The organism is Pseudoalteromonas sp. PB2-1 (genome assembly GCF_045040605.1).
Lineage (GTDB): Bacteria > Pseudomonadota > Gammaproteobacteria > Enterobacterales > Alteromonadaceae > Pseudoalteromonas > Pseudoalteromonas arabiensis.
In genome coordinates this window covers 2,148,011-2,170,269 of sequence record NZ_CP090667.1, presented here as the reverse complement: position 1 = coordinate 2,170,269, position 22,259 = coordinate 2,148,011, and the positions used below count along the sequence as shown (strand labels likewise).

Below are 22,259 nucleotides of genomic sequence, written 5' to 3'. Positions count from 1 at the left end.
TAAGTATGACTCCCGACCAACTTATAAATCAAGACAGCGGTAATGTTGAATATTATACACCTGATGAAGTTTTAGCGTGTGTTCACTTGATGTTTCCAGTCATTGATTTAGACCCCGCGAGTAATGAAATTGCCAATCAATCAGTTAAGGCAAAGCGTTACTTTACTAAAGAAGATGACGCTTTAACGCAAGAGTGGATTGCTGACACTGTTTGGCTTAATCACCCATTCAATAAAGGCGAACTAGCTTGTAAGCCTAAGTGCATTAAAAAAATATGCAATGACCCGACTTATTATAAATACCGCGGCCATTGTATTACCGAAGATATTGCTAGCAATGGTGATTGGGTTGATTACTACCTAAATCAGTTTGCTCTCGGTAACTTCAAAGAAGCAATGAATATCACTTTTGTTAATAGCTCTGAGGCATGGTGCCAAAAGTTATTAAATGCAGGTATTAGCTGCTTTATTGATGGCCGAACCCACTTTAAAGACCCTAAAGGCAATGTGAAAAAAGGCGCAACAAAAGGCTGTTTCATTACCTACCTAGGCCACCGAACCAAAGAATTCAAAACAATCTTTTCCACACTTGGCGTTGTGAAATAACAACGATCAAAACCCCAAAGGACGACTAAAAATGACCACTATCAAAGACCAAGATCTATCTAAAAATCAGCGTTTAGTAGACAACATCGTGTTACATGCCATTGACCAAGTTAATTTTACGGTAAGGAACTTAGGTAAGCGTCCAACGTTTGCCATGTTGATGGAATGCGAAAACTGCCTTACTGACTTTATGCCAGTGATTAAGCTTATTGTAGATGACTACCCTGAGTATGCGCATGTTTACGACAAAATGGCGAGCGTACTAGAGGCGGTTCAAGTTCATGACGATCTAAGCCTGATTGAGTTTGCATAGCGATGTTAACGAATCAACCTCTTAATTTAGAAACCCTTAGACTATCGAGCATAGCTAAGGGTTTAATTTCTTCTATTAGCGATATCGACAACCACAACTATCTGGCGCGTGGCTTACAAAGTGTGCCTGTGCCACTACAAAGCCGAATAGCACGTAAATACATTGACCGATATAACCAAAAGAAGGCGGGGAGTGAGTACCGTGCTAATACATGGTTGCGCCGTACTATAAACCGATTAAAACCACGCTTTGGCGTGTTGTTCAGTATTACTCAAAATATGCCATTACCGTGGCATATTTTAAGTAGTGTTGAGAAAACAAAAAAACATGCCGGTGACTTGGCAATTGAATGTGTGCAAATAGCGCTTGATGTGAGCGAAGAGCATCAAACGTTAGAGTATGAGCAAATACTCAGGTTTACATATGAAGCAGTAGCCGAGCATGCAAAAGTCATTGGTGTAAACGTACCATTTTACGCCATGCGTGATGATGACTTACCGAGTGAATGCTTTGAAATTGCACTTCTTAAAATGCAGTGTGATAAATGGTGGACTCGCCAACTAAAAACCCTACGCCGACAATTTATAGAGCTATTAGAAATAGCCACAGGGCAGGTGGGTAAAGACCTTTATTACGATAAAAAAAGCGAAAAGTCCAAACGCCGTGGTATTAGCCCCTATTCATCAAAACAAGCGCAGCGTGAATTTAGCTTTGCGCAGGCCAGTGGTCGCCAGTTCCTTGAAATGATGGAGCTACAAAGCAGCGATGGTGAAGTAATAAACCTGATAGATGCTGTTAAAAGTGGTATGGCAAACCCTGCTAACCGTCGTAATGAGCTAATGCTACGCATACGCGAAACCGAGGAACTAGCCGACGAAATGGGTTACACAGGTGTATTTTACACCATTACATGCCCTGCGCGTTTTCATGCCAATGCAAGTACGTGGAGCGGCTCAACCCCTAAAGATGCACAAAATTATCTTACCCGTACGTGGGCGCGAGCCCGTTCTAAATTAAACCGTCGTGACCTTAAATATTTTGGTGTGCGCGTAGTTGAGCCACACGCCGACGGATGCCCGCACTGGCACATGATGTTATTCATGCCTAAACATAAGGTGCAGGAAATCAATGCAATTTTACGTTGGTACTTTATCCAAGAAGATAAAACCGAGCTTTACGATCGTTATGGTCCTGAACTTACCCGCGCCAAAGTATTCAACAAATGGGTAAATGTAGATAAAGAGGGGACTCACCTTAAGCTAGTAGAGGCTTGTGTTGCTTATCGAGCCAACACAGAAAAAGCTCGTTTATTTAAAATCTATAAGCAAAAACGCCAAGAGTGGGGCTTTAAAAAAAAGCAAGGCAAAAAGGCGAAAGAACCAAGCAAGTTTTACCGTACTTTTTCCCCGCGCTTTGATGCTGTGATCATGGATAAAAATAAGGGTAGTGCAGCTAGCTATATTGCTAAATACATAAGCAAAAATATTGATGGTTATGGTGTTAATGATCATGAAGATGCAGAAACTGGTGAAAGCTTAACGAGCCAGGTTAGTCCTGTTTTAGCCTGGGCAAGTACGTGGAATATCCGCCAGTTTCAGTTCCAAGGTTCGCCAAGCGTCACCGTTTACCGTGAATTACGCCGCATGCGTACAGCACTTGATGACGACGAGTTTGAGCCAATCCGCCAAGCTGCGGATGCTGCAAACTGGAAAGACTACGTAAAATTACAAGGCGGTATGTGTATAGGCCGCGATGCAAACTTTAAAACCCATTACGAAGAAACCCCGCAAGGTAATGACTACGCTGAACTGGTGAAGCGCATTAAAGGCGTTTACCGAACCTTGACCAATAACCAGTTAATAACCCGATTAGTCGAGTGGACCAGGCAACTCAAAGGTACAGCAGAGAAAACCGCAGCTAAAGACACTACCAACGTCGGCGCAGCCGACCTATCTTGGACTAGTGGTAATAACTGTACGCCCATAGCCACGGGCTCTAGGGACGAGTTGTTACTTGATATGGTGGGTTATGACAAAAAAGAGATCGAGCAGGTTAAAAAGGATCTAATTTCGGGTAAAAGGATCAGGCGAAACGACCAAATTTACCAAATACGAAATGGTCAATTACAAGTTCTGGACGAAGCCGACCAACAAAAACATGAAAAACGACTCGCTATTGAATATCGAGCGAAAACACTCGCCCAAAAATCGGGTAGTTGGCATGTAACAGATGCACATAGACAACAAGCAAAAGAGTTAATAGAGCTTGCATACACATATGCTGAGCACGATGGCCGTGACTCATTGATTGCAACAAGGCGCAATAAAGGGCTTATTGAAATAGGGGACTGGGATCTAGCTTTGTTAGTTAATGATGGTCAAGCGTCAGCTGTCAGTGAAAACGATTGGTGGGAAGTGGATTTGATGGCGTAACTGTACTAACGGATTAAGTAATCCATTAGTACAGTTAGAGCTATGAGTATCAAAAATTAAATCCATACAGCTGATTTAAAATTTCTATATTGTCTTTTTGATTAACCCTAAATAACTACTTTTTTTTGGTTGTTTAATATACTCTTACTAGTAAAAGAAATTTGGAAAGGTTGTTTTTCTAAAAATTCTTTGAAGAGATACGATAATAATTAAACGGAGTTAAACTAGAAGCCTATGAAAATAATAAGATTTTTACTTTTTTATCCTTTGCTTTGGATGAGAGGCCTTTTTCTAGCTATTGGTAAGATATTAAGTTTCATCTGTGTGACATCATCTGCTTTGATGGGAATACTTAAAATGACAGATCAGTTCTCAAACATTGAGTGGAGCCAAATTATTCCGCTAGCCTTGGTTGGATTTGCTTTATTTATGCTAATGGAATTCTACGATATGTTGCTACTAAAGTTGAATCCAACTGGTGCAACTTTAACCTTGCATAGGTGATATAGAAATTAAAACCTGCTCACTAAGCGGGTTTTCAATATCTATAAACCAACCAGTTCTAATTGTTCTTCACGTGGCAAGCTTTTAATTAATGATGCGGCCAATTGTTGAGTTGTTTGAAGAGGCGGGTTTAGGTAATGCTTAAATGCTAATGTACTGACAAACGTTGCCCCACAGTTTTTAACGTCAGTACATGAAATGTATAGATCAGCTACATGGGTTGATTGATTTTCTCTTGATGAAATAGTCGCTTTACTTCCACAGTTCGGACACGTTACCCGCATAGTCACAACACTATAAATCCACAAAACATTAACTGTAATTATATACAGTTGTTTGGTGTCTGCCAAATAAGCATTTTAACTGTTGGTGAAAGTCTAAAAGCCGAAAAATTCACTCCTCCTCGCCTTCCGCTTTCGTGCAAAAAATGCGTCAAATTGACAACCTCTGTGACATGCTGTTTTTAGCTAGCCCTTGCAGTAAAAGGATCTGAAAGTTGCTTCAAAAAGATCTGAATGTCAAAAAATGACACTATTTGACAGATTGTGACAAGGTAAGTTAAAACAGGTTAATAAATTTAAAGGGAGTACGTTTAGATAATTAATTAAAAGTCATAAAATGGACCTTAATCTTATAGTTTATGAGAAGCTGTAATTAATACTGGCTATAATATATTAAGGTTTCTATTAAGAGTTTGAAGAGTATGAAAGAAAGCTTAAACAAAGAAAAACAAAAGCAGTCACAATTAGTGCAAGATCAAGTTAAGGTAATTTTGAAAAAATATGACTTAACAGTTGAACAAAAAAATACTGCAGCAAAAGATATCGCAGATGTGTTGCTTACATCATGGGATTTAAAGCTTAGTAATATGGATTATGTTAGTACATGGCTTAATGAAAAAAATTTTAAGGGGTGAGTAAATGGTTGAAAATATAAACTCTAATTGGGTTGTACTTTGGAGTGAGCAGCAGCAGTGTTTTCATTATGAAACAGTTGAAAAAATGTTAGAGTCTAACATTAGTTCATTCAAGCGCTGCAAACCTAATCAGTACGTTCCTTTAGCTTTTTTTAAATCAGACAAAGATGCAAGACAAGCAATTAAAAAGCTAAAACAATTTCGAGCTGATCTAGAAGGTGATGTTTTTGATGAGGAAGTTTCATATTAATTACTAGCTTTATAGATTGACTAACGAGAATCAGTCAATCATATAGTGATAACCTAAAATACTAAATATAAGGAGTCAATAGTGAGTAAAGAAGTAGTTGAACAGGCATTGGAAGCTTTTATAGCTGAAGCAAGAATAGCTAAATTGGATATTGAAAAAATAGCTATAGAAGCAAAAGCAGGGATCATGGGAAATAAAATATATTCTTGGATTTCAACGACAGAAAAAACACAGGCTGTTGCAGCGTTAGAAAAAGCTATCAAGGAAGTATCTCAGCTTGATTGTTAATGACAATGTGGTCGGCAGCGAGATTGTTTCCTAATGTGCCGACCAAATTATAACTTAGATTTTTTTATTACTACGACCACCCCAAAACGCCCTAAACAATCTCATTAACCCAAGTGTCGAAACGGCAATCCCCACAATAACAAACTCAAAGTACCAGGGCGCACCTTGATAGCCCATCGCTTGCCAGCCCTCGGCCATGTATGGCTGCATCACGGGTATGAAGTGACAGATGAACAAACCTAAAAAGAATAAAATAATGATTTCATCCATTATGGTTTTGTCGCGGTTCTTCAGCACAAGTAAGTCATAATCCGCGTCATTTTGCTCCGCTTGCATACAACGCTTTGCCTTTGCTTCAAACTGGGCAATTTTAAAATTGTTTTCAGCACGTGCCACATCTGCGGCCATTTCAGCCGCAATACGTTTACGCTCAACATAGCCGCCGGTTAAATCGGCAATTGGGTCCGTAATAAATGAAATGAGTGTTTTAAACCAGCCCATTATTTGATCCCCCTAATTAATTTAATAAAGGCTTTTGGGTCTTTACTGAATGACTTGATCACTTTGTCGAGCCCTTCCAATAAGTGCGGTGCAGCATAGGCCGTTACACCAATGACACCCGTTTTTAAACTTTCATCAAAACCACGCCACTCACAAAACATAGCGGCTAAGTAGGCTGCAAATATCGCAATCAGTACGCTCATTAGGTAATGAAAAAACGTGAACTGTCGTTTGCTTAAATACATTTGGATAGTGGCTGCTAAGAAACTCAACATAAATAATCGCCCCCATTGTTTAATAAATTCAATGATGTCTAACCAGCTCATGCGCTTTCCTTTGTTGTTGGGTTTAAGTCTGAATACTCAGGCTCTTTAAATTCAATATGCTGTGCAGCGGGTAAGTAGTTATTAATACCCAGTACGTCTTGCTGAAGCGGTACCACTTCATTGTTGTAATAAGCGCGGGTGATTTTGTCTAAATCACCAAAGCCTGGGCTATCACCAGATGATTGCCCGCTGAGTGCTTCTTGTGCGCGGTGCATGCTGAGCATGTCGTTGAGGGTTATTTTTTTGATGCGTTCAAATTCGTCTTTGGTGGATATATCACCGACAGGCGTTATCTTTATCGCCTTTTCAGCATCGGCTTTGTTGCTGCGGAAATTAAAATACAGGCTCTGAAAGTTACCCACGCCTTTTGAATTTCGAATCGCTTCTTTTAGTGCAGCTTCGTCTTTTTCACTTAAGTTTGGATCTGCCATGGAGAAGATAAACCCCATATGCGCACCGTTCTTGTAATAACGGCGCCTAAATAAAGTGGCATCTTCATTGAGTAGTGCTGACTGAATGCCGCCATAATATTGCGGTATACCGTAAATACCTTGGGCTGGGTCGTACTCTTTTACGTGAATGACTTCGCCAGCCTTAAAATAAATAGGTTGGTGAGTGCGGTTGCTCAGTTGTGCATACACACCCCGCGTCTTGGTATAACGCATGGTGAGTGTTGGTAAATGGCGCAGCCTAATCACTTGACCAAACGCATTGCGAATAATCTGCAAATAGGCGTTACCACTCCAAAGTAAATCAAACGCAAATTTGCTTAGTGCTTGGTGGCTCAACAATGGGTTTGGTTTATACCACTTTAAGATCATGTTGCGCTTAAAGTAGAGTATGGGCCCATGCTGAGCATTCACTCTGAGCAGTTTCACCAAACCTTGCAAACTAATAGGCGGTGCATAAATACCGTTGCTGTCACTAAAAACACCAATGTAATCAGTGAGCCGATTATCTAAGCACGGCTCAGGGTCGCCAAAACTAAAGGTATCGGTTACGGCTGTTCGTTGGTTGTAGTTCGGCAATTGGCCGTTACTCACTTGTAATCGTGGTTTACTCATTAAGCTGCAATTCCTACAGAGGTTTGGCGGCTGTGGGCATTGCCGTCCAATGGTTCAAATTTCATAGCATGCATAATTGCCCAAGCAATATCGGCATGGCCTGTGGTGGCTGTGCGGTTGGTGGCATACGTGATCTGGTCGCCAGACACTTTACGGCGAATATTAATAAATGAGCTGGCAATGTTTACCGCGTCTTGGTCAAACTCAAAGCGGCGGTTTTTAATCACGTTGATGGCTTTAATAACCAGCTGGTTCTTGATTATTGGGTTGTAATGAATAGGCTCAGCGTTCGGGAAAAACTTAGTGATCATTTCCCACACACCATAACCAATCCCAGTGGTATCAACACCAATATGTTGTACGTTGTATTTTTCTGTGAGTAGCTTTATTTCAGCGGCCATGGCTTCAAAGTCATTACCGCTTAAATCAATTGCTTCAAGTAGGCGGAACTTTTCACCTGGTTTCATTGGGCAGCTTAATACTGCCACACTGGCTTTATCACCAAAGCGGGCGGGGTCAAAACCAATCACCACCGGTTTTAACGCAAAAGGGCGCTCCCATTCTAAATTGAAGTCATCCCATTTAGTTGAATCAACCACACACGCCATGATTTGATTAAGATTAAAGGCGCTGTGTGCATCATCAATAAACTTACACATAAACAAGTTATTGAACTCGTCTGTGCTGTATTCGTTTTCAAGTACGCCAATATCAATGCGGTCAAAGCCTGAATTAACCACATCATGCACAGTGAGCATTTGGCGCCATATACCGTCATCACACAACATGCCATCTTTCAGCGCTTTGTGACTTACATCAATTTCAAATTCAGGATCATTACAGGCTTTTGTTTTGCGGTACCACTTACCATTCCAATGGTCGTACGCTTCATGGCTGGTAACTGAAGGTGTACTAAAATAGGTAATACGTAAATGCTTGTGCGTGGCCATGGCTTGTGCAAGGCCGCGTAATGTTTTGTATTTTGGTATCCAAAATACTTCATCGATGTATAAGTCGCCGCTTTCCGATTGTGCTGTTCTGGCGTTAGTTGACTTAAAAATCAGCTTAACCGTTTTGCCACCTTTTAGGTTTAGCACCATCGGTGAGCCGGTTAATTCAATATTAAAATGCTCACGCACCAGCGCGACAATATTGGCTTTAAATACTTCGGCTTGGTCGCGGCTTGCGGATATAAATATCTTGTTACGGCCGTTTACCACGGCATCATAAAACGCTTCAAACGCAAAATAAAAAGTAGCCCCAATTTGGCGCGGCTTTAATATAAAGCGGCTGCGGTAGTCTTGGTTGTCAAACCAATGTTTTTGGTGTGGGTAAAGTAGTTTGTCTTTAAGCTCGTTGAGCATATTAACGGTAATGCCAGAGCAATCGTTTTTCTTTTTCTTCTTCGACTTTTTATTGCTGCCATTACTTTGTTGGTTTGGCGCATCATCATTAATGGCACGTTGCTTAGGGGCAGGGGCAAGTTTACTTTTATTCAGGGCGCATAACTGGCGCGTACAAAAGTCGAGCTCTTTATAGTCCGCTTCGGTTTTGTTGTCTTTATCAGCCAGCAGGTTTATGCGTTTGCTAAAGGCCATTTCAGCGTTATAGCTTGGACACATGTCCTCCCATTTGCCCGCCTCAGCCCAGCGGCGAACACTACGCGCACTTGGCATGTCATCCAGGTCGGCAATTTCATCCACCGTGTAACCTTCAACCACATACAAGTCTTGTGCTTTTTTGCGTATTTCTGGTCCGTAGTTCGCCTTCATAATGCACCGCGTTTAATAATCCATAGCGGCAGTGTATTCGTTATAAAGCGTGTGATCTGTCAGTTAAAAACCTATCAATTCCTAAAAGCTAAATATAGGAATTTCAAAAAGTTAAACCGTTGGAAAGGTGTAAAAAGAGGGTGCAAACTGCAAGCAACTTTAAAGCAAAACGCTCAACCAACAAAGGTTTTATTTATGCCAGGTCAACTACGTACAAAACCACTTTCCATTGCTGCGGTAGGCATGACAGTGGATGGTCGTGAAATCACAGAGCAAGACGTAGCCGACATTGTCGAAACCTACAACCCGCGCAAATATGGCGCACGTATCAACCTTGATCATGAGTTCAATTGGTCGGGCTGGGCAGCTAAAAACCTACACAACGTTGATATAGCAGGCATGTTGGGCGATGTGTTGAGCGTTGAAGCATACGAAAATGAAGAAGGTGTGGTGTGCTTATACGCTGTGCTTGCACCAAATCAAAGCTTTGTTGAGCTAAACAAAGCCGATCAAGCGGTGTACTTCAGCATTGAAATAAACCGTGACTTTATGGGCTCGGGTAAAACCTACCTAACAGGCCTTGCTGTCACCGATTACCCAGCAAGTTGCTACACAGACCGTATTAACTTTAGCAGTAAGAGTAAGTCAGATGACAAGGACGTCGCCTTATTAAAAGTCGAGTTAGGGGCATGCGAACCCGTCGATGATGAACCCACTAAAAAACCCTTTTTTAAACGACTATTTTCATTCAATCAGGAAGAACCCGATATGAAACCAGAAGACTTAGCCACCGCATTAAAAGATGCACTGGGCACACCGCTTGCCGAATTCAGCCAAAAGCTAGACGGCTTTTCAACAAAGCTTGATTCACTTTCAACCACCAAAGTGGAAGACAAAGAAACACCACCAGAAGATGACGAAAGCACTGAAGTAGCTGACCTAAAAGAAGAGCTATCCTCAACGAAAAAACTGCTTACAGAACTGACAGACAAGTTTGAAAAAGCAGTAAATGCACCTGCGGGTAATACCACCGACGCCGACGATGAACCCGAAGGCGACGAGGGTAAATACAGTCAGTTGCTGTAACCACACGGATTGAACGTAACCAAGTTAAACGCAGGAAAGAACATGAAGACAAGAACCAGAGAATTATTTGTTGCCATTATGGCAGGCATGGCCGTTAACTATGGCGTGGCATCAATGTCAGAGCAATTTAACGTTGAGCCAACTGTAGAGCAACGCCTATACGACGCGGTGTATGAATCGTCTGAATTCTTACAGATGATTAATACCGCACCGGTTGATGACCTAGTCGGTCAATCGGTGATCATGAGTGTTGACGGTGGCGTGACGGGCCGTGCAGGTGTTGAAACCGACGACACCAAAGAGCGTAAAACTCGCGATGTATCGAAGCTCGATAAACGCGAATACCGCTGTTACCCAACTGAATGTGACATTCATATCACATGGGTGAAAATGGATCAGTGGTCGAAGTTCCCTGATTTCCATGAACGCTACCGCAACCACGTTCGCCAGGCGATTGCGCTGGATATCATCAAAATCGGTTGGAATGGTACGCATGCCGCTGATACCACGGATATTGTGGCATACCCAATGATGAATGACGTCAACATTGGTTGGTTGCAATTACTTCGTCGTGATGCACCAGAGCGTGTTGTGACTGAAGGTGTCACAGTGAATGAAATCCGTATTGGTGCAGGCGGCGACTATGAAAACCTAGATCAAGCAGTGCATGACGCATTGCAAGGTATTCCAGAGCATAAACGTGCCAACATGGTGGCGATTATCGGTGATGAACTACTCGCACACGATAAAAATAAACTGTACGCCAAGCAAGCACACACACCAAGCGAAAAGACCAAGATTGAGCTTCAACAGGTCATTGAAACCTATGGGGGCTTGGCGAGTTACAAAATTCCTTTTTTCCCCGCACGCGGCATCTTAGTCACCAGCTTTGACAACCTAAGTCACTACGTGCAAACAGGTTCAACCCGTACCAGTGTTGAAAATAACGCGAAGAAAAAACGTGTTGAAGACTACCTGTCACGTAACGATTGCTACTACGTCGAAGACTTAGAAAAAGCGATTTACTTTGAATCAGCCAATGTGAAGTTACCAAATCAAGCAGGTGACGGCTGGGTTTAATTTACTAACAGCCGCAATTGCCGCCCTTTTTTCCAAGTTTCAGGGCGGCTCTTTTTAACCAACTAGTAGAGTGTTTTTAAATGAGCTTAGTTAAAAAATCATTAGCCAAAACAGCAAACAGCGTACCAAATAGCACTGACACAAAGGCGCCAACAGCAGCGGTTGAAGCCGTTCAAGCTAATACGCCAGTAACCGATAATGAGCAAAAAGAGTACCCGTTTTTTGTAGCGGCCATCGAGTCTGACTTAGCTCAACTAAAAACATTTAGCGATATTGCTGATAAAGCCAGTTACAAGTCTGAAGCCCTTAAGCGTAATGACTACCTAGGTTATATCAACCGCTATCGTCTAAGCGGCCAAAACCACCCCAACACCGTGTTGGCATGGGTATTTATTTGGCTAGTAGATTTAAAACGCTGGGATGCAGTGTTAGAGCTATTGCCATTGATGATTGAACAAAAGCAGCCATTACCCACGGTGTTTAATACCAAGCATTGGCCTGCGTTCGTTATCGATCAGTTGTACGACGATGCCAACTTTTACTTATCAGAATCAAAACATGATGGGTTATTTGAAATCAGTTTTGTACTGCATCGCTTAATCAAGATCGTGAAAAACCAAAACTGGACAGGTTTAGAGGTCGTGGGCGGCAAGCTCTACGCCATCACCGCTAAGGTCGATGCGTCATTACACAATTACGGCTTTGCTGCGATTTTTGCTGAGCAGGCCCTCGCCATTAACGATGGTGCAGGTGTAAAGGGGCTATTAAAAGACTTACAAAAGTTACTAAAACAAAGCGAGCCAGAAAAAGCGGCAGACGCTGACTAGCTCCATCGCCGGTGGGCAACTTAGCACAGCGTTCGCATTGCTTGCTTAACGCATGTGACTAAGTGGCGCCCACATCCAATTTAATTGTCATGTGAATGGTTTAGTGAAAGGTGTGTGATGAATTTAAGCGGTATGCCACAGGCAGATTTACAAAGCGTCAATGTTGAAGTGCCAGGCAATGGCTATTACCCAGCACTCGGCACGGCTCACTTTATTGAGCATTACGCGGTTGCCAGCGGATACGCGAATAAAACCGATCTGCTCGTTGAAAAACTCACCCGTGCTCAAGCAGAAATAAACCAAGAGCTAGACGATATTCAGCTGACCAATGGCGAACCACTTAACGCCCAACAAGTGATTTTTTACTGTGATGCTGTGTACAGCAAAGCCAAAGCAAATTTGCTGGTATCAAAGCTTGGCAGTACACATCGTGATAACGCGACAGCACAGAGCCAATCAGCTGTTGATAATCATGAACATTGGCAACGCGAGAGTATTAACGCTTTGCGTTTATTGCAGTCGCTTAGCGTTAACTTATCGGTTGAATTGCTATGAGCCAAAGCAAAATAGCAATGCTTAAACAGCATTTAGTTAGCGCTGTGTATCAGGGTCACAAATTAGCCCTTGATACCCAGTTTGATAGTTGGATTGAAGGCGGACGCATTGAGCCCTGTAGCAAAACCATAAATGGAAACGGGTTATTAGCCGCACGTTTTTATTACTCAGGGGTGATCAGTATAAACCCGTGCTCAGCGCCAGCAGCATTGATTTGTGCCTTTGCCTCGTTTTGGCTGCAAAACAATGGCGGCAAATACGACAGCCGCGACATTGAATTCAGTGCTGATGTGAATGATGACAACAGCAATGAAGTTGAATTGATGATTGAACAGCTAAGTGAAGAGATTGAGCTTGTTCAAACAGACAACGGCCCGTTTGAATTAGACGGCACACGTTATGACTTTGGTGAACAAAGCGTGTGGATTGCTGAAGAGTTTACATTGCTTGGTCAAATAAGCCGTGCTTAACGTCAAATTTGACGAGGGGCAAAGTAAAGAACAGCTCGCGTTTTTACGCCTTAGCCCGAACAAGCGCCGCAATTTAATACGCGGTGCAATTCGCGCGGCAAACCGAAGCAGTAAAACGCGGATCACTGAACAACAAGACTTGATGGGGAAGCGCTGGCAAGGCAGGGCAAACGGCAGAAAAAAGAAAATGCTCACCAAGCTTAAGCGTCGCATGAAAGTGCGGTACGGACCTGATAGCGGCCGTGTGTACTTTAATCACACACGCACTGCAAAGATAGCCCGCGCCCATCAAGAAGGGGTCAGCCTTGATGTAGAAAAACAATCAAGTGCTGGCAATCAAACTAAAGATGGGCCAGCAACAAAAAACCTCGCCCGTGCATTAATTGCGGCGGGTTACACAATCCCACGGGGGAAAGGTAAAGGCACGAAACGGCCTACGATAATCTGGATAACCGAGCATTTAAGTAAAAACCAAGCAGGGTTTTTACTGCGCGAATTAAAGGGCAGCTCAAGTAAGAGCAGTTGGCAGATTGATTTGCCTGCCCGCTCATTTTTAGGGCAGACCGCCTCTGAGCAAAAAGAGCAACAGAGTTTTATTTTAAACAAAGCTATGCAAGTGGCGTAGCGCAGCAAATAAGGAACGACCATGGCACAAGGTAAAGTATCCGTTGCAGCCAGACAAACAGGCAGTGGCGCTACGAAAGAAGTGGAGCGCAGCGTGTTATTCATTGGTGAAGGGCCAGAGAGTAACGGCAAAATTCTACCTATTAATGCACAAAGTGATTTTGACAGTGAATTTGGTGAAGCCGATTCGCCATTAAAAACACAAGTAAAAGCATGGCAGCGTAACGGTGATGATTTGGTCAGTGGCTATGCCATTCCTCATGCTGTTGGTGCGAGCATTATGACGCTCATTGATAAAGCGATGGACCAAGACGTCAGTCCTGAAATCATCGTGATTTGTACGCCTGTTACAGGCAAAGCCGACATTGAAAGTTACCAGGCTAAAGCCCTCGAAATCTTATCAAGTCTTGCAAGACGGGTTCATATTCTTGTTGCTGCGCCAGGTCTTGCCGCAGAGCAAACATGGTCTGATTTAGTAACCGCGCTTCAACCGTTGACAGATGGGGTGGTTGCCCCACGTGTGGCGGTGGTGCCATTGCTATTTGGTGATGAACTCGGCGCGGTAACAGGGCGCTTGTGTAAACGCTCAGTGACGATTGCAGATAGCCCAATGCGTGTACTGACGGGCGCCATGTCTTTGATGCCACTACCTGAAGATGCAGAAGGCAAACCACTCACCAATACAACCACGGCAGCACTGGATGCACAGCGCTTTAGTTGCACACAGTTTTATGCTGATTTTGATGGTGTGTACTTTGGTGATGTGAACACCCTTGATGCGGAAGGTGGCGATTTTCAACAAATTGAAAATGGTCGCATTGTTGATAAGGCCGCGCGAGCTGTTCGCATCATTGCGATTCAAAACATCAAGAACCGCCGCTTAAACAACAGCCCTACTGGCACCGAATTTGGTAAGCGCGTGATGAGTAAACCATTACGCGAAATGAGTAAGTCAGTGAACATTGGTGCAGACAAGTTCCCAGGTCTCATTGAACCGCCAAAAGAAGACAGCATTAGCATTACATGGCTAAGCGCTAAGCAAATCCAAGTGATGATGAAAATCACGCCGTATGATTCACCCAGTGAAATCCTCGTCGGCATCATGTTAGACCGCCAAGATCAGGAGTAAGGCACATGCAAAAAGTATTAGGTGGTAAAGATTTTGATGTGTTCATTGGTTCGTCAATGGTGCACGTAATTGAAGCACAGGTAAAAATCACCGATGGCCGAAAACCTAAAACCGTGCGTGGTGTGCCTAAAGGCTACATTGATGGCCCAGTGTCAGCGGAAGTAACCCTAAAGCTTGATCATGAAAACTGGCTGATTTTGCAATCACAAGCAGAAAAAGCGGGAAGCTGGAAGGGGATTGAGCCGTTTGATGTGGCGTTCAATGCTGAGGTATCAGCAGGGAAAAAGAACATTGAGGCATTTGGTTGTTTACCGCAACTAGAAGACTTACTTGATCTGAAAGCGGAAGGAGGGGATGAAGACGTTACTTCTATTAAGTGCCCTGTTACCAGCCCTGATTTTATCAAAATCAATGGTGTGCCGTATTTAACCGCTGATGAAGTGAGAGATCTGTAATGACTAAAGCCATTCGCAATCTATCTGTTACAGCGTTACTTAATACATTACAAGCATGTGGCTACCGTGTGTTTGAGGGTGAATTAAACCTAAACATTATTGGTATTCGCCATGCAAACACCCGTGCCAATACGTTTAATGATGCGATTTGTGTGCTGTATCAACAAGGTGGTGAGTGGCAATTAAACCAGTTTAAGGCCACCACAGACGCAGGGCTTTACTGGCGTAAACACCCGATGAACGTAGACGGTACTGCCGTGCTAATTGCAGGACAGCATAAAAGCTTATGGACGTTGGGTTATCACCAGGGCAAATACCGCGCCCTTGTACAACATAAACCCGTTGTTGTCTTGCGTGACAATAACAAAGACACCGAGTTAGACACGGACGTCACACCAGAGGCGCAACTACAACAAGGTTATTTTGGCATTAACTGCCACCGCGCAAACAGTAAAACCACATCAACCCAAGTTGATAAGTGGTCTGCCGGTTGCCAGGTGTTTGCAAATCCAAATGACTTTGACGAGTTCATTGCCTTGTGTGAGCAATCCGCTGCCAAGTATGGCCCTTATTTTACCTACACGCTGCTAGACCAAGCAGATATTAAAGAGAGTATTGATCATGGCGTTTGAAAAGAAAATTACCGTTGAGACTTCGAAAGGTGAAATCACCTTTAACGTTAACGCTAACGACTACAACAAGTATTTAAATGCAACGCAGCCTAATAACAAAGTGCAACCGGCAACCAACTTTTTGTTAGACACCGTCATTGAAAGTCATGAAGCGAAGCTAAAAGAGTTAGTGCAAGAGCCTGGTGCACCATTGTTCTTAGTGGGGGCGGTGGTTGAAGTGTATCAACCAGAGTTTAATTTCAAAGTAAAAAAATCGAAAGCCGAGCCAAGCAAATAGGCAAAAACAGACTTGATCAGTTGTTGGCGTATCACGCTAAATACTTTGGCGTGATCCCCCCAACGGATGAAAGCTTGGCACAGGCTCTTTACTTATACACCAGTGAACAAGAGAACTTAGCAATAGCCGTAAACAACGGTATTTGTACAGCAATAGGCGGCGATTAATGGCAACCCTCAGCAAGTTAGATAAGCTCACTTATTCAATCGGCATCATTGATAAAGTCACTGGGCCGGTTAATAAAGTCATGGCTAAAATTAACCAGCTGAGCAGCCAAGCACGAACAGCGCAAGACCAAATGATGCGCGGTGCAACAACGGCTGTCGCAGGCGGTTTTGCGCTGGCTCGTTCTTTAAATCCCGCCATTGATCATGTGGCCGCATTGGGTGAAGTGCAATCATTGGGCGTTGCCGATGATGCGCTACAAAAACTGACTAAAACTTCATATGAGTTTGGCTTTCAATTTGGCGGTAACTCCGCTGAGTTTGTGCGAAGCGCTTATGATATTCAGTCTGCGATTGCGGGCTTAAATGGTGATGAATTATCTGAGTTTACGAAAACGTCAAATATGCTTGCTGTGGCGACCAAAGCGGACGCGTCAACAATCACCAGCTACATGGGCACCATGTACGGTATTTTTGAGCAAACCGCCAATAAAATGGGCAAGGCCAATTGGGTAAACCAAATTGCAGGCCAAACAGCAACAGCGGTACAACTATACAAAACCACCGGTGCTGAAATGCAAGCCGCATTTGCCAACCTTGGGGCAACGGCAACCAATATTGGCTTAAGCTCAGCGCAGCAATTTGCCTTAGTGGGTGAATTACAGCTGGTTGCTAAATCAGGCTCGGTGGCAGGCACACAAGCTGCCTCGTTACTACAAGGCATTGGCAAAGCACAAGACGCACTGGGTATTAAACTGACCGCTGATAATGGTGATATGTTGGCGATTGATGTGGTGTTAGGGCGCATCAATGAACGCTTATCCTCATTGGGTTCTGTACAACGCGGTGATGTGCTGACACAAATCTTTGGTAAGCAAGGCGCGAAAGCAATCGATGTACTGAGTACCAAAGTTGATAAGCTAAAAGCAGGCATTAACACCTTTGAAAATGTACAAGACGCATCAAAAGCCGCGGAAATGGCAAACATTATTGCCAGCCCGTGGGATCGTTTAGTCGGTTCGTTTAATGCCGCAGCCACCGCGGTAGGAAATCGTTTACTACCTGTGGTTGAACCGTTTATTGAACAACTCGCCGCTGGCTTTGCGTATATCGTTTCCCTGACTGAGCGCTTTCCTGTCTTATCCAGTGTAATAGCTACGGCTGTGGTGGGCATTATTGCGCTGATCACCGTCTATGGATTGGTTATTTTCACAATGGGCCTTTATCGCATGGCGCTCGTATCAACCGCTGCACTCACCAGTGGTTTAACCTTACTGACTAAGCTTTGGCAAGGGGCGTTGATTGCTTTACGTGTACTGGGGTTCTTATCACTTATTGCGACAGTCGCCGCTGCATCGATTGCGTTTGGTGCGTTTAAAACTGTGATGTTGGCAGGTAAAGCCGCCACATGGTTATTTAATGCTGCACTGTGGGCAAACCCTGTTACATGGGTTGTTGCGGGTATTATCGCATTGGTTGCCGCCGTGGCTGCGCTGATTTATTACTGGGATGATCTTGTTGCCGCATTCCAAAACACGGCATGGGGTCAAGCACTCATGCAAGCATTTGCGAATGTGAAAGCATCGTTTGATTACGTGATTGACAGTGTTAAGTGGTTACTTGAAAAGCTTGGTCTTATTGACGATACCGAAGCAAAAATAAGAACAGAAGCGGTATCAGCCTATGAAAGCATTGACCGCAGCCAACCAAAAAACTTAGTGATGCAGCATGCGGATCAGGCCTATAGCCGCGACTATGGCAAACGCATTATTGATAATGCCGCTGCTTTACCTAGTCGTACTGTTACGAATAACTATGCTTCAGCTAACCATTTTACTAACGCTGCTAATTCGCCTGTATTTAATGCAAAACAAGCCGAATTATCTGGCCTGAACAGTCATATTAGCCAAACAGTAGCAAAAACAGATCAGGCAGTTACTAACGCAGTACACACCAATGCTAACAGCGTTGAGCAACTGAGTACCCAACAACACAGCAAAAGCTATAAGCCAAGTGTGAAAAAGTCAGCATATTTGCAAAGCCTGACAACAAGTAACAACACAGACAATTCGCGTCAAACAGATAACAGTAAACGTGTCTACATCGATAATTTAACGGTTAAGTCTGAAGACCCATTAAACAGTATTGAAACAATGATGGAGCTTACAGGCTAATGACAACTATCAATATTGATTTAAACATTGTTGATCAGGACTTGGCCCTTGATAGCTTTGCCGTGCCTAGCCAGCTAACGAATAGCGATGTGATTGCACAGGATATTAAGCACCGCATTATTGAAAGCGGCAAACTGGTTGAGCTCATTGGCCTTCGTAATAACAACATCGTTGCCAAAATTTTAACGGAGATAGAGTTGATAGTGGAGCAAGATCAGCGTTTGAAGCCAGGCACCATCAAAGTAATAAAGCAGCTGACAGGTGAAATTAGTGTCACCGCTCACACGATTGAGGGGGCCATTTAATGGACTACACCACGTTATTTAAGCAAGAGCTTCAAGCCGCGGGCATTCCTGTCACGGATGAAGAACTGCACGCACTGTGGCAAAAGCATGTTGAGCAAGGTGAGTTTTCGGTTAACAACACAAGTACGTTTAGCCCGTTCTTTCGTTTGCAAAAATCCATCATGGTCGAGCCTGCACGACAACTTATCGATAGCTTGATCACAAAGGTAATGCCTAATTCCTTTGTCATGCTTGCCAGTGATGAATGGTTAGAACAACATGGCGAATCGCGCAAAACATTTAAGTTGCCTGCAGTAAAAGCAAAAGGGCTGATTGAATTTACACGCACAGATACCGGCACGGAACTAGTGATCCCCCAAGGCACAGTAATAGAGAGCTTACCGATCAACGGGCACGTATATCGTGTCGTGACATTATTTGACCAAATCTTTGCTGTGGGAGAGGCAACACACACTGTGTCAGTCGAGGCTGAGCAGACAGGGCAAAGCTACAACTTAGCCGCGGGTTACTATGTACGTGTTATCTCAGATATTGAAAACCTCACAGCTACGAATAAGGCTGATTGGCTAACCAGAGCAGGGCAAGATGTTGAAACAGATGATAACTATCGATTGCGTATACGTGATGCGTTTTCGTCTTTGGGCAGCTATCACGTTGATGCGGTGTATCGCTCTATTATTTCAACCTTTACGGGTATTTCAGTTGATAACATCGTATTTGAAAAGAATGCACCACGGGGACCAGGTAGTGCAAATGCCTATGTGTATTTAGATGTAGGTGCAATCAGCACGGCTTTATTGAACCAAATTAACAATCACATTGCTGAAGGTAATCACGGCAGTGGCGATGATTTGCAGGTTTATGCAATTAACTATCAGCCCTTTGATATTGTCGCGAATTATCAACAACACCCTAATACCGCTGATCGTCGTGCCGACATTGAGCAGTTTATTCGTGCAGCATTCAGACAAAACGCGGCTTACAAGCATGTCACTCGATGTCGGCCTAACACATTATTTAGTTTTAGCCAGCTTGCCAGCGAATTACACGCAGAGTTTCGAGAGCTTAAAACAATCCGTTTCGACAATGCAGATATTAACTGCGAGCTATGGTTGCCGGCAATCAACAGTGTGGTGCTAACGAATGCATGATGAATTAGTACCGCAATTACCTAGTTGGTTGAGCGGCAAAGATGCAGAAGCACTGGCAAAGGTTGCGCAAAGTTACTGGCAGGAAGTGGAGAGCTATTTATTTTGGTGGCTTGAGCAGCAACACAGCGAAACAGCACAAACCGCTATTTTAGACTTGCTTGCATGGGAGCGCTCTATCAATCGCCTACCTGGTGAATCAGCCGCACTTTATGGCTTGCGTGTAAAACATGCGTTTGCCAATGCCACTGATGCTGGCTCAAATGTTGGCATGGAGCGGATCTTTAAGCGTCTTGGTTTTGGTTATATCCAAGTGAATGAGCGCGTATCAGGCTTTGATTGGGATATGGTGGAAATTGCCATGTTAGAAGATGAGTTTAGTGGCAAAGAGCAACTTGTTAATGAAGTCATCGAGCAGTATGGCAGAACATGCCGCCGCTACTTTTTAAGCGCGATGGCAACGGTCAATACAACCGATGCCATTGGCCTTGTGGAATATGATCAAGAGGTAACAGGGTGAGTCAATTACAAATAACCAATGCGGGCTTAGATTATCGCAACGCCGTATTTGCCGGTGATGAAGTACAAAACATTACGCATTTTGTGTTTGCGAATATTGACGGCCAAGACGAAACCGCGCCAATAGACCCCAACACGGTGATCCCAGCAAACATTGTGCACAGTGAACCCGTCAAAGCGGTATCGCGCATCGATGGTAATGCCGTGGTGATCAGTGCCGTGATGGGCTATGACGTCGGCGACTTTGACTATAACTGGTATGGCGCCGTTGCTACCAAGGCGAATAATGAGCAAATCCTTATCGCGGTGGTCACGACTGCACAACAAAGTAAAACAAAAACGAGTGCTGAGGTTTATGGAAACTACAGCGCAAAAAGCATTGTATGGCGAAGCCAAAACATTGCCGATGACTTAAATATCACGTTAAGCGCGCTGCCCTGGCAAGTGCAAGTGGGGGAGTTTGTTAGTCGTTCCGAGTTTGATGATCACACACATGTGCAATACCTAGAAAAAACAGATTACATCACCAATTTACCGTTTAAAGCAGAGGGGCCAATCACTGTTTTTAATCGTTATTCGTTAAAAGCCACTGAGTTCGTGGCGCCGATTACTCGTAAAGACGAAACCCAATTACAAGATGGGGATTGGTTTTCAGTAAGGGCTAGCAGCGGTGTACCAATACTAAAAATCGCAGAGGGCAAAGCAACAAAGTTTAAGCGTCTTGAAGATGGTGCGGTCGATGTGCAAGTGAACATCGTGGCTGATGATAAAAACGAGCGGGTGTTTGTGTATAACGCTGAATCAGATATGTGGGAGTTTTAAATGGATAGCATTGTAAAGCAGCGCAACGATGGGTTTAAAGCTGGGGAGTTCTTACATAGAGCCACGCAGTTATTGCCATGGCCTGAAAATGTTCGTTTCGGTTACGTATGTGATTTATCAAGTAAAGTGGGTGTTTCTTCACAAAACGCATCTGCATTCCCTAACCCGTATGATACTGAAGGAGGCGGCTTTATTGATATTCATGCAAGTTCGCTGAAATATTACAATAAAGATGGCTCAATACGTTGGACTTTATTGAAAGAGGACTTGCCGCGAAATAACGTATCATTTGGTGGCTCAGGGGGGCACGCTTCTATTATTCATTTAATTAATGATGTACCCCATTACATCGGAAAGCTAAGCGATAACAACAACTCAAGTTATTACTGGTTAGTAAAGATAAACCTGATTGATATGACTGCGACAATAAGCCCGTCGGCATATGACAACAGTCAAAATATCAATCGATTCGGGATATTGGAAGATGGAACGCTTTACTGCAACTACACCTATTCAACAACATATCGCGGGTCGAAACTTATTGATGCTGACACTCTTACAATAGGCGAAGCAATTCCAGAACTCGGTATTGTTAGGCGTTTAAAAAGCGGGTGGAGCTCTTCTGCATCTGACTATGATTACACGGGTATTGCACTCTTTAATGGTTCGATAGCGCTAATAAGCGGCGATGTCGGGACATCGACAGTCGGCGGTTATACAAATGATATATGCGCAGTGCTTTTTGGTATCAACCCAGATTTGGATATGACAACATCAAAAGGAGGAAAGCTCGCTTTGCGTACAAAACATCCTTTTGCTGAAAATATGTTTGATGGTGAGTTAACACAAATATCAAAAGATTTATTTGTTTCTAGAATGATGCCACAAGCAGGCTACTGGCAATTAAACAATACATCTAATAAATACTTCACCCGACAAGCATTAGAAGAATGGGCGTCGAATTGTCTTTATGAAACAACAGGTTTTCGTATTCCGCTAAGTGCAAGCGAAGGAACATGAC

The 22,259-nt window shown here is 43.4% G+C and carries 28 protein-coding genes; 23 read left to right on the top strand and 5 right to left on the bottom strand.

The window, feature by feature from the left end; genetic code table 11:
* The first annotated feature begins 5 nt into the window (after positions 1-5).
* Genes L0Z67_RS10140 through L0Z67_RS10130 form a run of 3 tightly spaced genes read left to right on the top strand, consistent with a single transcriptional unit; the run spans position 6 to position 3,350 of the window.
* Entirely contained in the window at positions 6-605 is a 600-nt protein-coding gene (locus L0Z67_RS10140; RefSeq protein WP_405127965.1) for a DNA N-6-adenine-methyltransferase, read from the top strand.
* Positions 606-636: 31 nt separating this feature from the next.
* A complete protein-coding gene (locus tag L0Z67_RS10135) occupies positions 637-918 on the top strand; it encodes a hypothetical protein (RefSeq protein ID WP_405127964.1) in 282 nt (93 codons plus the stop codon).
* A 2-nt stretch (positions 919-920) separates the two neighbouring features.
* Positions 921-3,350, top strand: a complete 2,430-nt coding sequence (locus tag L0Z67_RS10130; RefSeq protein ID WP_405127963.1) for a replication endonuclease — start codon at positions 921-923, stop codon at positions 3,348-3,350.
* Between the two features lie 545 nt (positions 3,351-3,895).
* Here L0Z67_RS10130 and L0Z67_RS10125 read toward each other — a convergent pair.
* Positions 3,896-4,138, bottom strand: coding sequence for an ogr/Delta-like zinc finger family protein (locus tag L0Z67_RS10125; protein WP_405128718.1), 243 nt, complete (start codon positions 4,136-4,138; stop codon positions 3,896-3,898).
* Between the two features lie 419 nt (positions 4,139-4,557).
* On the opposite strand from L0Z67_RS10125, the gene L0Z67_RS10120 reads away from it, so the two are divergent.
* The 3 genes from L0Z67_RS10120 to L0Z67_RS10110 all read left to right on the top strand — a co-directional run bounded on the left by L0Z67_RS10120 (position 4,558) and on the right by L0Z67_RS10110 (position 5,308).
* Positions 4,558-4,770, top strand: coding sequence for a hypothetical protein (locus tag L0Z67_RS10120; protein ID WP_405127962.1), 213 nt, complete (start codon positions 4,558-4,560; stop codon positions 4,768-4,770).
* Between the two features lie 4 nt (positions 4,771-4,774).
* Positions 4,775-5,020, top strand: a complete 246-nt coding sequence (locus L0Z67_RS10115) for a hypothetical protein (RefSeq protein WP_405127961.1) — start codon at positions 4,775-4,777, stop codon at positions 5,018-5,020.
* Between the two features lie 81 nt (positions 5,021-5,101).
* Positions 5,102-5,308, top strand: coding sequence for a hypothetical protein (locus tag L0Z67_RS10110; protein WP_405127960.1), 207 nt, complete (start codon positions 5,102-5,104; stop codon positions 5,306-5,308).
* A 54-nt stretch (positions 5,309-5,362) separates the two neighbouring features.
* Here L0Z67_RS10110 and L0Z67_RS10105 read toward each other — a convergent pair whose 3' ends face one another.
* From L0Z67_RS10105 to L0Z67_RS10090, 4 genes are read right to left on the bottom strand one after another with little or no spacing between them, the layout of a single operon-like run.
* Positions 5,363-5,809 (bottom strand): hypothetical protein, encoded by a 447-nt coding sequence (locus L0Z67_RS10105; protein WP_405127959.1) that lies wholly within the window; start codon positions 5,807-5,809, stop codon positions 5,363-5,365.
* Positions 5,809-6,135 (bottom strand): phage holin family protein, encoded by a 327-nt coding sequence (locus tag L0Z67_RS10100; protein WP_405127958.1) that lies wholly within the window; start codon positions 6,133-6,135, stop codon positions 5,809-5,811. The genes L0Z67_RS10105 and L0Z67_RS10100 overlap by 1 nt, the downstream gene beginning before the upstream one ends.
* Positions 6,132-7,199, bottom strand: a complete 1,068-nt coding sequence (locus L0Z67_RS10095) for a phage portal protein (RefSeq protein ID WP_405127957.1) — start codon at positions 7,197-7,199, stop codon at positions 6,132-6,134. Before L0Z67_RS10095 ends, L0Z67_RS10100 begins: the two co-directional genes overlap by 4 nt.
* Positions 7,199-8,971 carry a terminase large subunit domain-containing protein gene (locus L0Z67_RS10090; protein ID WP_405127956.1) on the bottom strand — a complete coding sequence of 591 codons (1,773 nt, stop codon included), beginning with the start codon at positions 8,969-8,971 and terminating at the stop codon, positions 7,199-7,201. Before L0Z67_RS10090 ends, L0Z67_RS10095 begins: the two co-directional genes overlap by 1 nt.
* A gap of 195 nt (positions 8,972-9,166) precedes the next feature.
* Between L0Z67_RS10090 and L0Z67_RS10085 the strand changes: the two genes are divergently transcribed.
* From L0Z67_RS10085 to L0Z67_RS10005, 17 genes are all read left to right on the top strand, one after another.
* Entirely contained in the window at positions 9,167-10,057 is an 891-nt protein-coding gene (locus tag L0Z67_RS10085; protein ID WP_405127955.1) for a GPO family capsid scaffolding protein, read from the top strand.
* Between the two features lie 42 nt (positions 10,058-10,099).
* A complete protein-coding gene (locus L0Z67_RS10080) occupies positions 10,100-11,137 on the top strand; it encodes a phage major capsid protein, P2 family (RefSeq protein WP_341803346.1) in 1,038 nt (345 codons plus the stop codon).
* An 80-nt stretch (positions 11,138-11,217) separates the two neighbouring features.
* Positions 11,218-11,964: a phage terminase small subunit gene (gpM, locus tag L0Z67_RS10075; RefSeq protein WP_405127954.1), complete on the top strand. Its 747-nt coding sequence runs from the start codon at positions 11,218-11,220 to the stop codon at positions 11,962-11,964.
* 117 nt (positions 11,965-12,081) lie between these two features.
* Positions 12,082-12,519: a phage head protein gene (locus tag L0Z67_RS10070; protein ID WP_405127953.1), complete on the top strand. Its 438-nt coding sequence runs from the start codon at positions 12,082-12,084 to the stop codon at positions 12,517-12,519.
* On the top strand, positions 12,516-12,989 hold the full coding sequence (locus L0Z67_RS10065) for a phage tail protein (RefSeq protein WP_405127952.1): 474 nt from the start codon (positions 12,516-12,518) through the stop codon (positions 12,987-12,989). Before L0Z67_RS10070 ends, L0Z67_RS10065 begins: the two co-directional genes overlap by 4 nt.
* On the top strand, positions 12,982-13,614 hold the full coding sequence (locus L0Z67_RS10060; RefSeq protein WP_371353305.1) for a phage virion morphogenesis protein: 633 nt from the start codon (positions 12,982-12,984) through the stop codon (positions 13,612-13,614). Before L0Z67_RS10065 ends, L0Z67_RS10060 begins: the two co-directional genes overlap by 8 nt.
* Before the next feature lie 21 nt (positions 13,615-13,635).
* On the top strand, positions 13,636-14,742 hold the full coding sequence (locus tag L0Z67_RS10055) for a DUF2586 domain-containing protein (RefSeq protein WP_405127951.1): 1,107 nt from the start codon (positions 13,636-13,638) through the stop codon (positions 14,740-14,742).
* 5 nt (positions 14,743-14,747) lie between these two features.
* Entirely contained in the window at positions 14,748-15,197 is a 450-nt protein-coding gene (locus L0Z67_RS10050; protein WP_405127950.1) for a phage protein, read from the top strand.
* Positions 15,197-15,829 carry a hypothetical protein gene (locus L0Z67_RS10045; protein WP_405127949.1) on the top strand — a complete coding sequence of 211 codons (633 nt, stop codon included), beginning with the start codon at positions 15,197-15,199 and terminating at the stop codon, positions 15,827-15,829. Before L0Z67_RS10050 ends, L0Z67_RS10045 begins: the two co-directional genes overlap by 1 nt.
* Positions 15,819-16,106 carry a putative phage tail assembly chaperone gene (locus tag L0Z67_RS10040; protein ID WP_405127948.1) on the top strand — a complete coding sequence of 96 codons (288 nt, stop codon included), beginning with the start codon at positions 15,819-15,821 and terminating at the stop codon, positions 16,104-16,106. Before L0Z67_RS10045 ends, L0Z67_RS10040 begins: the two co-directional genes overlap by 11 nt.
* Before the next feature lie 50 nt (positions 16,107-16,156).
* Positions 16,157-16,273 (top strand): DUF6890 family protein, encoded by a 117-nt coding sequence (locus L0Z67_RS10035; protein ID WP_405127947.1) that lies wholly within the window; start codon positions 16,157-16,159, stop codon positions 16,271-16,273.
* Positions 16,273-18,444, top strand: a complete 2,172-nt coding sequence (locus L0Z67_RS10030) for a phage tail tape measure protein (RefSeq protein ID WP_405127946.1) — start codon at positions 16,273-16,275, stop codon at positions 18,442-18,444. Before L0Z67_RS10035 ends, L0Z67_RS10030 begins: the two co-directional genes overlap by 1 nt.
* Positions 18,444-18,749 (top strand): DUF2590 family protein, encoded by a 306-nt coding sequence (locus tag L0Z67_RS10025; protein ID WP_341803336.1) that lies wholly within the window; start codon positions 18,444-18,446, stop codon positions 18,747-18,749. Before L0Z67_RS10030 ends, L0Z67_RS10025 begins: the two co-directional genes overlap by 1 nt.
* Complete coding sequence (locus tag L0Z67_RS10020) at positions 18,749-19,900, top strand: baseplate J/gp47 family protein (RefSeq protein WP_405127945.1); 1,152 nt, start codon at positions 18,749-18,751, stop codon at positions 19,898-19,900. Before L0Z67_RS10025 ends, L0Z67_RS10020 begins: the two co-directional genes overlap by 1 nt.
* Positions 19,893-20,417 carry a hypothetical protein gene (locus L0Z67_RS10015; RefSeq protein WP_405127944.1) on the top strand — a complete coding sequence of 175 codons (525 nt, stop codon included), beginning with the start codon at positions 19,893-19,895 and terminating at the stop codon, positions 20,415-20,417. The genes L0Z67_RS10020 and L0Z67_RS10015 overlap by 8 nt, the downstream gene beginning before the upstream one ends.
* The gene (locus L0Z67_RS10010) at positions 20,414-21,238 is read left to right on the top strand and encodes a phage tail protein (protein ID WP_405127943.1); all 825 of its coding nucleotides are present in this window, start codon (positions 20,414-20,416) and stop codon (positions 21,236-21,238) included. Before L0Z67_RS10015 ends, L0Z67_RS10010 begins: the two co-directional genes overlap by 4 nt.
* Entirely contained in the window at positions 21,239-22,258 is a 1,020-nt protein-coding gene (locus tag L0Z67_RS10005; protein ID WP_405127942.1) for a hypothetical protein, read from the top strand.
* The last annotated feature ends 1 nt before the right edge of the window (position 22,259 follow it).